The following is an 11,302-nucleotide window of genomic DNA, read 5'->3' as shown; positions in this document are numbered from 1 at the left end:
AATTGACATTTATTTGCATAGTCACATTTTTCTACTCCAGATATGAATCCGAGAAAGAATTTAAGCATATTTTCAGTAATATTAAGTAGTGAGTCCTAAGTCTTTGGTCTAAAAATAATTTTTTAGTCTCCAGTACATAAAACTATTACCCTAACCAAAAGAGCTTGCCCAAACAAAGGCAACTAACATGGCAGCGATCGCCCCAATTAAGGTGTTAAGAATATTAACAATTTCATTAGTTAACCATGTGTATTTCGATTGCAATGTTGCACCAATTACACTTTCTAAATTTGTGGCAATCAAAGCAGCCAACACACACCAAACAATTCCCAAGGGAGAAATTAAACCGACTCCCCAACCTATAATAGCGATCGCCACAGAACCCACCACACCAGCTAAAGTCCCCTCTAAACTCACAGCCCCCTCTGTACCTCTAGGAACTGGTTGCAAAGTCGTAATTAAGAAAGTACTTTTGCCGTAAGCTTTACCCACTTCACTAGCGCAGGTATCAGAAAGTTTCGTACTAAAACTGGCGACGTAACCGAGTAACAAGAGGGACTGGGGACTGGGGACTAGGGATTGGGGACTGGGTGAAAAAAGACCAGCATTTATAATTCCTATGCCTACAGCACACAGCGCCGCAGTTAAAGCAGAACCCCACACATTTTCCGGGCCTCTTGCGCCCGAACGCTTTTCGGCAATACCAAGAGCTTCTTTTTGTGCCATCCCGATACGTGTGACACCAGAACCTACAAGAAAATAAAAGGTAACTACTAAATATCCTTGCCAGCCTAAAGTACCCCAAATCAATATGCCCAATAACCAAGCATGAAACACACCTGCTGGGGTGAGCAGTTTTTTAGGGGCGAACCAGACTAAACTCAATAAAATAGTATTTAGTCCTAGTCCTACTAACCAAGGATTGGCAGAGCTAATAAATGAAAACATCAGCAAAAAACCACGAGTAGTTTCGCCAGGATATCAAAAGAATAACGAATTTTAGGACTTCTGTGGTTAATTTCCTTTACTTCCATCCAAACAGCGCATAGATTATATTCCCTTTACGGGTAAAGTTCACTATCAACAGGCAAAACTACCCACAAATTTTGTTAGTCGGATATGGGAGAAGGGGTGTAGGGGTTTAGGGGTGTAAGGGTGTAGGGAAAGAAATTTACCCACTTCTTACTCACCCCTTATTCCCGCTATCATGATGACAACAATGCTCACCCAACTCTGGTACAGGATCATAACCCCCTGGGTGGAATGGATGACAACGCAAAATGCGGCGAATCGCCATCCAGCCACCACGGAATACGCCAAATCTTTCAATGGCTTCGATGGCATACATTGAGCAAGTGGGTCGAAAGCGACAAGTCGGGGGATATAGTGGCGAAATAAACATCCTGTATCCCTTGATCAACCAAATAAATATTTGCTTCATAAGCGTCGCCCAAATCTTATAAATTGGTAAGAAACGTACAAACTTTCTATCTTGTATTATCTTTGTTAAACTTAGTTTCCGAATTAATCTCAACACCGCCTTTATGGCTGCAAATTACTATTGTTGCAGCTTGGGTATTCTTCATTCTGGCGATCGCTGGCTTGGTAAATCGCTTTGCCACTAGCGATTCGGAAATAGTCCGAAAAATAGTTCACATTGGCGCTGGCCATGTGATTTTACTGGCTTGGTGGTTAGATATTCCTGCCAGTGTAGGTATTGGTGCTTCTGTTGTGGCAAGTATAGTCACTCTGTTGTCTTACATTTTCCCACTTCTCCCAGGTATTAATAGTGTGGGTAGACAGAGCTTAGGCACATTCTTTTACGCTGTCAGCGTCGGCATTTTAGTGGCTTGGTTTTGGCACATACAGCAACCCCAATATGCGGCGATCGGCATGATGGTAATGGCCTGGGGTGATGGATTAGCGGCTTTGGTTGGACAGCGATTTGGTAAGCATAAATATAAACTTTTGGGAGCGCAAAAAAGCTGGGAAGGCTCCTTAACTATGGCTTTAGCTAGTTATTTGGTATGTAGTTTAATTTTACTTGGTGTATTAGGGAATGTTTGGCAGACTTGGCTTGTATCGCTAGCAGTGGCTTTTGTCGCCACTAGCTTAGAAGCCTTTTCTTTATTAGGTGTTGACAATTTGACAGTGCCTTTGGGTAGTGCTGCCATAGCATTTGCACTAATTCAGTTCTGGCCACTGCATTAAATGGGGAATAGAAAGAGGCAGGGGCAGGGAGAATAACTTTCGCCTTCAGAAAACGGTTACACTCCCCGCTACAGCTCGAAGTTGCTCCTCTTGGGTGGAACCTTCGCTAAGTGCAGCTATGCCCACAAGGCTTTACAGCACTTATTACTTAGTTCAGAATATTTTTTCAAAGTACTTGACATATCCCCTACACAGACTGCTATATTAATAAAGTCGAAAGCTTTGGGGCGTCGCCAAGTGGTAAGGCATCGGGTTTTGGTCCCGACATCCCTAGGTTCGAATCCTAGCGCCCCAGTTATTAATGATTAGAATCCATACCTCACTAGTAAATAATCATCGTATTCTTTGAAAAGATATTAAATAATACGATACAAAATCTATTAGTTTAAAAATTAGGTTCTTGCGCCTGTTTTATGGAGAATTAATACTAAAGTGCCAGTTTAATAAACTGCGTAAACGGAAATTGTTGAAGTTACGGAAACCATATCCAAGACGTTTAATCAGCTTAAGTTTATTATTAATACCTTCTACAGTACCACTGGTAGTTCTACCATCAAAATAACCAACTATTTCCCCAAACCATCTAATCATTGTTCCGATAGATTTGGGAAAAAGTAGCATGGCATCATACATCCAATCCAATAATTGAATGATGCTATCTCCCCAAGATGTGTGAGATTCAAAGATTTGTCTAAATTTTTCTTTCAAGGAGTGCATCTTTGCTAGAGTTGGTGATACTTCTTGGACAGCTTTCAGTCTGATTTTTTGCTCTTCGTTTAACGAGTCTTCATTTTTAATCAAGCTATATTTACTTTTATTTAATCCCGCTAATATTCGTTCTTTTTCTGATTTATCTTCTAAAGACATTGCTGCTTTTTTCTCGGATTTACGTATTGTATCTAATTCATCATTTACCTGTTTCATCACATGAAACCTATCAGCAGTTATATTTGCATTGGGCATTAATTCTTCGACTAGACTTTTATAAGGAGACCACAGGTCTATACTCACTTCTTGGATTTGCTCAAGTACCTTGAATCCCCATCCTTTCATGACTTCACCGATTTCTTCTATCCTTCTTGTCTTCACTATCTCAATTGGTTTACGAGTATCTAAATCTACTATTACTGCCAGATAATTTCCTTGCCCTTTCACTAAGGCTATTTCATCTATTCCTAACCTTTTTAATCCTCTTAAATTTATCTTCTGTATTTGGGTTACTTGCCTTTTTAACATCGATTCTACTTCCTCATCACTGAGGTCGTTTCTTTTAGCCACGCTATGAATGTTGCTATTCAATACTTGCTCTACTATGCTAGCTGCTAATCTTTTTGTATATCCTTTGCTCTTTTCTACAAACTCTAGTTTCTCACTAAACACTTTTTTACACTTATGGCATTTAAATTGACGACGATTTATTTTTAACAGAACTGGTTTTTCACTCCACGGTAAATCGTGAATCATTCGCCAATGGTCTTGGTGTATACTTTGAGTTACATTTCCACAATTTGGACAGCTACAATGGTTGACGGCTTTTTCGATTGTGATAATTATTCCTGCTCCTTCCACTTCTTGACAATCTAACACTTTCGTCTCTGGTAGATTGAGGATTTGCTCTACGGGAAATTTCATAACTATCGCCGCCAATTCCTGTGCTTGATCTATAATTATCTTACTTTCGGTAATTAAACATACCTTCAAAGCTGTAAAGTATTGTATCTACTCTAGTTTAGGCTTCAATCTTTATAAATTTTATCCATTAATTTTCATTACTTTTTGCTTTCTCCATAAAATATCCGAAAGAACCAAAGTTTACTTAGCCAAAATTGGAAATATCAAACCAATTTGGTCAAGAGAGTTACCATCTGAACCTAGTTCAGTCACGGTGATTAAAGATTGTGCTAACCGATATTTTCTTAGTTTTGTAGTAGAAGTTGAACCCAATACTACTATTGCTAATAACCAAAGTATAGGTATTGATTTGGGTCTAAAAACTTTTGCTGTCATGAGTAATGGAGAAAAAGCGTTAAGTCCTGACTACTCAAAACATGACCGCAAAATTCGTAAACTACAAAAGAAATTAGCACGACAACAAAAAGATTCAAAAAGGAGAAACAATACTCGCGTTAAAATTGCTAAACTGCATAACCAAATTGCTGATACTAGGAAAGACTTCTTACATAAGTTGTCAACCAAAATAATTAACGATAACCAAGTAATTGTTTTGGAAGATTTAAACGTGTCAGGAATGGTTAAAAACAGTAGACTATCTAGGGTGATTAGTTTGCAAGGGTGGCGAGAGTTTAGAAACCTTTGTGAAGCTAAATCAGAAAAATTTAGCCGTGATTTTCGCGTAATAGATAGATGGCAGCCAACAAGCCAAATATGTTCATGTTGTGGTTTTCGTTGGGGTAAAATCGACCTTTCTGTTCGCTCAATACTTTGTTTAAGTTGCGGTACTGAGCAAGAAAGGGATGAAAACGCATCTAGAAATATAGAAATGGTCGGCATGGGGCATCGGCACGACCTTAAACGGGCAGGGAGTGACTGTCAGACTACTTCGGTAGCAAGTTACTGTGAACTGTCAAGAATCACCGAGGTAGAATCTCGGTGAGTATGTCAACACGATCATTAACAACTGAAACAGGTTCGCCCAGCTTCCTGTTAACAAATAGAGACGATTATTTGTCTGGTGATTTTAAAGCCTGATCCAAAACTTGTCTAGCCTGTTCTGCTTTAGTTCGTGCTTCTTGGTAGCGTAGGTTTGCTTGAGCAAAATTCTTGAGAACTTTAAAACCTTCCTTGAGGCGAGTAATTTCTTCTTCCGTTACAGAATCATCGGAAAATAAAACATCAACAGCCTTGCGAATTTCTAAAGCTTCAGAGCGTGACTCCTGCACTTTTAGCTTGAGTGTGGCTAAGTTACTCAAGACTTGGACAGCTTGTGTAATCGAGTCTTCACCACTAACTGAGTCAGTAGATGGCTCTTTCACCTCTATTAATTGTTGAGGGCCAAATCCTTCTTCTAATTCTGTAGGCAGCTTACCAGCATCAATCAACTCAACCAACTGATCCATAGCTTTGTCGCGGGCTTTGGCTGAATCTTTCCCAGAAACGGTGAGGATAATTTCCGGACTTTGAGCTAGTGTGTACTGAACCATATTGTAATTAACCAGGCCTAATAAGCATATTTTAACATTAAAGGGAGTGGGAAGGAGATGGGGAGAAAGTAATTCCCAATTCCTACATAGCCTACGGCTTAGGCTTACACCTAAAAAATTTAAAATTGAGATAACTTCCAAAAACTCACAACTCACCACGCCAATAACAAGTCTCCGAGAATCAAACTTTATACTTGAGTAAAGGAGAAAAATTTCAACAGGAGGGGAAGAGCTATGGCTCCCAATCCCACTATTATGCAGGCTGTGGAAAAACTGGGTTACCGAGTCACTGTTGGTGATGTGGCAACTCAGGCTGGGTTAAATTTAGCGGAGGCTGGGCAAGGGTTGTTAGCTTTAGCTAGCGATGCGGGTGGACATTTGCAGGTAGCAGAAACGGGTGATATTGTTTACCTGTTCCCTCGAAACTTTCGGGATGTTCTACGGAATAAATATTTCAAGTTACGATTGCAAGAATGGTGGCAGAAGATATGGAAAATTCTGTTTTACCTAATTCGCATTTCTTTTGGAATTTTTCTAGTTGCTTCCATTGCACTGATTACTATTGCCATCTTTTTGATCATCACGGCGATGAATTCAAGTAACGATAATGACGATCGCAGTAGTAATTCTAGTGGTAGTTGGGGGTTTTTCTATTTCCCTGATTTATTTTGGTACTTCAGCCCTAACTATGGCTATTCTGCACCAGAAAGACAACGTCATAGCCAGGAAAGCAGTGATCTGAATTTCTTTGAGGCTGTATTTTCATTTTTGTTTGGCGATGGTAATCCTAATGCCAATTTAGAAGAACGCCGTTGGCAAGAAATTGCTACTGTGATTCGGAGTAGTCGTGGTGCAGTGGTAGCAGAACAAATTGCCCCATACTTGAACGATATAGGCGAAGTCTATCAACAAGAATACGAAGATTATATGTTGCCTGTGCTGTTACGATTCAACGGGCAACCAAGTGTTAGTCCTGAAGGGCAAATTGTCTATTATTTCCCAGAGTTGCAGGTGAGAGCCAGCAAAAAACAACAGCAGCCACTGTCAGTTTATTTGGAAGAATTTCCCTGGCGTTTTAGTGCGGCTAGTTCTGGACAAATTATGCTCAGTGCAGGTTTGGGTATAGTCAATCTAGTTGGTGCTTTGGTACTGGGTAGTTTATTGGTAGACGGTACGGTTGCTGCACAATTGGGTGGCTTAGTCGCTTTCGTGCAGGGAATTTATTGGCTGTTGCTGGCTTATGGGATCGGTTTTTTGGGTGTTCCTTTAGTACGGTATTTCTGGATTAAGTGGCGTAATGGAAAGATTGCCGGACGTAACCGCGATCGCCTCAGCCGTGCCAGAATATTAACCAGTGCCGATGCAGCTTTACAACAAAAAATCAACTACGCCAGTCAGTTTGCCCAAGAAAAAGTTATTGGCACTGAGGATTTAGTTTATTCTACCGAAACAGACTTACTCGACCAAGAAGTTGAGCGATCGGCGCAAATTGAGGCTGAATGGCTCAAAAGATTGGAGAGAGGGGAATAGGAGACAGAGGCGAGAAACAGCTACACAGCTACGACGCTTTTAAATTACATAGTCACTTGTATGGTTTGTTGACGGTTGACGGTTAACAGTCAACCGTCAACCGTTAACAGCCAACACGAAAAGATGTACAAGTTAAAGCAAGGGCAGCTTACCCAATCCCCAATCACTTGGCCTTGATGGGTGTGAGGGCGACACCACGATAGTAATGTCCTAGTATTTGCAGATGGTTAGCGCCGCGTAAAGCTAAATTATAAGCACCCCATTGGCTCATACCTAAGCCATGACCAAAACCTGCACCTTGGAGGGTAAAGCTACCATCTGCGCCTCTGGTGACGTTAAAGCGAGTACTTCTGAGTTTCAGGGCAGTACGCACTTCTTCACCTCGCAGGACTTTTGTACCTTTATCACCTACGACTCTTAAAGCTTTGACACTGCGGAACGGTGAGAAGGATTCGGCAACTACTTCCCTAATATTGCCCACACCAGAAATTCTGGAGCTAATTTCTGTTGGGGTAAAAGTTCTTTGCCAATTACATTCTTTAATGTTTTGGTCGTAGTCTTGAACAGCACGTAGATAAGGAAGGGGATTACTCCAAACATCTTCCACATTTTCCGTGTGTCCACCAGAACAAGCGTGGAATACCGAAAGAATAAGATTATTGTTATAGGTTAATACTTGCCCGGCTGTAGCATCAACGGCGGCATAGGTTGTAGGAGATTCGCTGCTAACACCTTTATAAATTTGCCAGCGATCTGGGGTATCACCTAAATCGTAAACCGGGTTACTGCGCTGTTGTTCTCGCTTGTATAGGGCATAGGTACGGGCGGCGATCGCTTGCGCTTTTAAGGCTTCTCCCGGCCAGCTAGAATTCATTTCTCCACCAACAACGCTGTAGAGATATTCTTCTAAATCTACCCAGTTGACAACATCTATACCTTTTTCAGTGGGGACAACCAAAGTTCTCCCCCGAAACCAGCGATCGCCTATATAAACAAATCCTTTACCAGATGGTTCAATCCAAAACAAACCAGACTGCCATTTATCTAAAGCCACTCCCCCAGGCACAGCTTGGGCATAAAAGGCACTCATTGCCGGCAATTGTCCCAAAGTACGTCCTGTACTATCTTTGACAATTGCCGTTGTGGAACTGCCAACTCTAGCTTGATTGACTCCCCTTTCAATGGCTACACGCAAAATGACAGAGGCTTGCGCTGGGGCAACCAAAGCGATCCACAATAAGATACCTAGCCACCAATGACGGACTTTAATCTGGGAAAGTAAAGAGCCTAACAACAGTTGAAATTTCATGCTGATCATCAAGTCACATTAGTATCTGTTAGCAGTTCTGAACTATAACGTCCACAACTTAAGATAAGACAGTTTCCTCAACTAAGAGGTTGCCACTTTCTAACAATTATGCAATGTGTTTTGGATTCGGGAGGACTGTTGACTAAACTGAGCGATAAGCAACGCGGAGGCTTTGGATGAGAATTATCAAAGAGGCGATCGCCATCAATCCACCCCAAAACCAATAGGGTAATAGTAAATATTTTTCCATCTGGGCTGTATCTGATAATCCCAAAGAACCAGCAGAATCACTAAATAGATAATTTAATTGATGGTAGGTACTGACGCAGGCTTGTACACCTAAAAATTGAATGGCAAATCCCTGCATCCATCGGGGGGCTTTGAGGGAAATTCCCAAAATGATTAATCCTAATAGGGGAATAGCTGCCAATCCAAAGGGGGAACGTACCCAAATTAATGTAGATATTAATAAAAAACTCCCCAGGATTTTCAGGCTCAGGGAGGCGGTAGTAAAACTACGGGAGGCTAAAATCAAGGCTGCACCTGCAAGTGGTGGACCCATTGGCCCGGCGGCGGCAACTAAACCTGGGCCGATGGGGCCTAAGGATCTGCTGATAGCATAGCTGGCTACACCGGAACCATTACCAAAAATTTGTAATTGCTGAAACTGACCACCCAAAAGCACAGCCATTAAGCCATGCCCCATTTCGTGAAACCAAGTAGCTAGGATGGTAAAGGGGTATAAAATATAATTTCCGCCTGGAACTTGCCACAACATTGCTGTAGCGATCGCTGCTCCCACTAACCAAGTTAACCCCATACGTTCAACTTCTATCGGGGCTTCTCGATGCAGTAAAGTTTCAAAATCTTTCCCTGGCTGGCTCATAATTAGTTTGTAATTCGTAATAGTCTTCGACAAGGCTTGCGCCTACGGAATTCGTAATTATTACTATTTTGTACCCATATTTTAGATATAAGGGTGTAGGGTTTTAAACAGTGATACCCCTACACCCTTACACCCCTATACCCTGAATTTAGTTAAGCGAGTTTAAAGAGGAAAGTTACCAAATCGCCTTTACCTAAACTGATGCGATCGCCTGGTCTGAGGCGGTGTCTATTGCCTGGTAGTAGAGGTAAATTGTTAATGTAAGTGCCGTTGGAACTGCCTACATCTTCTATATAGTGCGCGTCACCTTCTAAGCGGATATCCGCGTGTACCCTTGAGACAATCTCGGAGTTGGCAAAGCCGGAAACATCAACATCGGGAGGAATGCGATCGTTAGGTTTACCGATATGAACCACAGATAAGCTGGGCGGTAGTTCTATTTCCTGATCGCTTTGAACATGAACTAACCGAGCTGTAATTTGCTGTAATTGTGTTCTAGCAGGAGAAGGAGGTGCGGCTACAACAGTTTCTGGCGCTGGTGCTGGTTCTACTGCTGGAACTGGTTCTGGGGGCGCTACGGGTTCGGGTGGGGGAGTAGGAATACTTGCTTCTACCACTACGGGTTCGGGTGGTGGTGGGGCAGGTGTAACTTCCACTACTACAGGAGTTGCATCTGGGGGTGCTGCTACGGCTGTTGGTGGTAAGGGTGCAGGTGCAGGGGGATTCTCGTTAGCAACCGGATCAAGGCCTAAGGCATTGGGTTGTAACAATTCTAAAAGCGGGTCGGGATTAGCTAATGGTGGTACTTCTACTGGAACATCAGGGGCGATTGTAGCGACAGTAGCAGCAGGTGCGGCGACTGAGTGCAGGTTAAAGCCACACTGACCACAGAAAGCAGCATCAGATTGGACAGTTGCGCCACAGTTGGGACAATTACTAGTGGCGGGTAACGGCGTGTAGCAAGCTTCACATTGGACAGCGCCGTCTGGATTGGGGTGGTTGCAATTTGGACAGACGATCATTGATTTAAGCCTTTGTTCAAGAGCATCCTAAAATATATTGCTAACAAGCAAACTAACCTTGGGAGCGGCTTTTGCAGTAGACACCCAAAGGTTAGACTTGTTTTTATGAGAAATGCAGCAAGGCGGTGACTCTAGCTTCCGATTTTAACAATTACTCGTGATGGGAAAATCAAACTGAGAGTTCCGCGCCTGCGGCTGCATCCAGTAGCCACAAAAGTTCACCTTGGGGCTGGATGAAGCGGGATGGATAAGCTAAGTCATCTGCACTCGGAGCAAATACTTGAGCAAGGGCTGGCCGTTTGTTAGCACCTGCAACCACAAAAATTACACTGCTAGCAGCGTTAATGAATGGGTATGTGAAGGTTATGCGGGGATTACCGTCTTTATTACCCACAGTAATTAAGCGATCGCGTACTTGTAAAGCTTCTGTGTGGGGAAACAAAGATGCAGTATGGGCATCATCACCCATTCCTAGCAATACCACATCCAAAGCGGGAAACTCTCCGGGTGCAGAGTTAAAAAATGTTTGCAAGTGCTGTTCATACTTAGCAGCCGATACTGCCGGATTATTATCTAAGGTGGGGACAGCATGAATATTCTCGGCGGGGATATCAACGCGGTCTAGCCATGCAGTACGTGCCATCAGTTCATTACTATCGGGATGATCTGGTGAGACATAACGCTCATCTCCCCAGAAAACATGAATTTTATCCCAAGGTAATTTTTGGGCAGCGATCGCTTCATACAACGGCTTAGGTGTGCTACCGCCGGATAAGGCAATGGTAAATCGCCCCTGCTGTTTTATGGCAGTATCTAACTTAGTCAGGATCAAATCGAGCGATCGCGCAATTAGCGCTGTTTGATCCGGTAGGACTTCAACCGTTTTTTTCATGGCTTCATCATCACATTGCCTGCTTCCAGCAATACAATACCTAACTTCTGACAACCCCCCTTTTTAACTTTTGAAACTCTTAACATCAAAAATTAGGTGGGTATAAGTCAATATAATTTATCCTTATCACTTTCTCTAGCTGCTTGTCAGTAGTCAGTCGTACTAACCACTGAAGACAAGAACTAGTCAAGAAGAGGAAAAGGGGCAGGAAGAGAAGTCGTAAGGAGGGAAACCCTCCGGGCGAACTTCCCTACGGGACGCTACGCGAACGGGGGCAGGGAGATGTGGAGA

At 42.5% G+C, this 11,302-nt stretch carries 11 protein-coding genes and 1 tRNA gene; 4 read left to right on the top strand and 8 right to left on the bottom strand.

The features are described 5' to 3' along the window. Positions 1 to 150: 150 nt before the first annotated feature. Together ACN222_RS08020 and yidD are read right to left on the bottom strand one after the other, a co-directional pair. Complete coding sequence (locus ACN222_RS08020; RefSeq protein ID WP_010995781.1) at positions 151 to 948, bottom strand: TIGR00297 family protein; 798 nt, start codon at positions 946 to 948, stop codon at positions 151 to 153. A 238-nt stretch (positions 949 to 1,186) separates the two neighbouring features. After that, on the bottom strand, positions 1,187 to 1,441 hold the full coding sequence (yidD, locus tag ACN222_RS08015; RefSeq protein WP_010995780.1) for a membrane protein insertion efficiency factor YidD: 255 nt from the start codon (positions 1,439 to 1,441) through the stop codon (positions 1,187 to 1,189). A 62-nt stretch (positions 1,442 to 1,503) separates the two neighbouring features. Here yidD and ACN222_RS08010 point away from each other — a divergent pair, with 62 nt between their 5' ends. Both ACN222_RS08010 and ACN222_RS08005 read left to right on the top strand, forming a co-directional pair. Then, positions 1,504 to 2,211 (top strand): diacylglycerol/polyprenol kinase family protein, encoded by a 708-nt coding sequence (locus ACN222_RS08010; RefSeq protein ID WP_044521014.1) that lies wholly within the window; start codon positions 1,504 to 1,506, stop codon positions 2,209 to 2,211. Positions 2,212 to 2,434: 223 nt separating this feature from the next. Further along, a tRNA-Gln gene (locus tag ACN222_RS08005) sits at positions 2,435 to 2,506 on the top strand. 116 nt (positions 2,507 to 2,622) lie between these two features. Here the strand turns inward: ACN222_RS08005 and ACN222_RS08000 are convergent. Further along, entirely contained in the window at positions 2,623 to 3,843 is a 1,221-nt protein-coding gene (locus ACN222_RS08000; protein ID WP_010995778.1) for an ISL3 family transposase, read from the bottom strand. A gap of 31 nt (positions 3,844 to 3,874) precedes the next feature. Here ACN222_RS08000 and ACN222_RS07995 point away from each other — a divergent pair, with 31 nt between their 5' ends. Further along, positions 3,875 to 4,825, top strand: coding sequence for a transposase (locus ACN222_RS07995; RefSeq protein WP_323790857.1), 951 nt, complete (start codon positions 3,875 to 3,877; stop codon positions 4,823 to 4,825). A 67-nt stretch (positions 4,826 to 4,892) separates the two neighbouring features. Here ACN222_RS07995 and ACN222_RS07990 read toward each other — a convergent pair whose 3' ends face one another. Next, positions 4,893 to 5,372, bottom strand: coding sequence for a hypothetical protein (locus tag ACN222_RS07990; RefSeq protein WP_044521010.1), 480 nt, complete (start codon positions 5,370 to 5,372; stop codon positions 4,893 to 4,895). 234 nt (positions 5,373 to 5,606) lie between these two features. Here ACN222_RS07990 and ACN222_RS07985 point away from each other — a divergent pair, with 234 nt between their 5' ends. Then, complete coding sequence (locus ACN222_RS07985; RefSeq protein ID WP_010995775.1) at positions 5,607 to 6,902, top strand: hypothetical protein; 1,296 nt, start codon at positions 5,607 to 5,609, stop codon at positions 6,900 to 6,902. 163 nt (positions 6,903 to 7,065) lie between these two features. On the opposite strand, the gene ACN222_RS07980 is transcribed toward ACN222_RS07985, so the two are convergent. From ACN222_RS07980 to pgl, 4 genes are all read right to left on the bottom strand, one after another. Continuing rightward, entirely contained in the window at positions 7,066 to 8,220 is a 1,155-nt protein-coding gene (locus ACN222_RS07980) for a SpoIID/LytB domain-containing protein (protein WP_010995774.1), read from the bottom strand. Positions 8,221 to 8,353: 133 nt separating this feature from the next. Beyond that, complete coding sequence (locus ACN222_RS07975; RefSeq protein ID WP_010995773.1) at positions 8,354 to 9,097, bottom strand: M50 family metallopeptidase; 744 nt, start codon at positions 9,095 to 9,097, stop codon at positions 8,354 to 8,356. 152 nt (positions 9,098 to 9,249) lie between these two features. Then, the gene (locus ACN222_RS07970; protein WP_010995772.1) at positions 9,250 to 10,119 is read right to left on the bottom strand and encodes an FHA domain-containing protein; all 870 of its coding nucleotides are present in this window, start codon (positions 10,117 to 10,119) and stop codon (positions 9,250 to 9,252) included. A 169-nt stretch (positions 10,120 to 10,288) separates the two neighbouring features. After that, positions 10,289 to 11,011: a 6-phosphogluconolactonase gene (pgl, locus tag ACN222_RS07965; RefSeq protein ID WP_010995771.1), complete on the bottom strand. Its 723-nt coding sequence runs from the start codon at positions 11,009 to 11,011 to the stop codon at positions 10,289 to 10,291. Positions 11,012 to 11,302 lie beyond the last annotated feature (291 nt).

The organism is Anabaena sp. FACHB-595 (assembly GCF_048568275.1).
Lineage (GTDB): Bacteria > Cyanobacteriota > Cyanobacteriia > Cyanobacteriales > Nostocaceae > Trichormus.
This window is presented reverse-complemented; position numbering and strand designations above follow the sequence as displayed.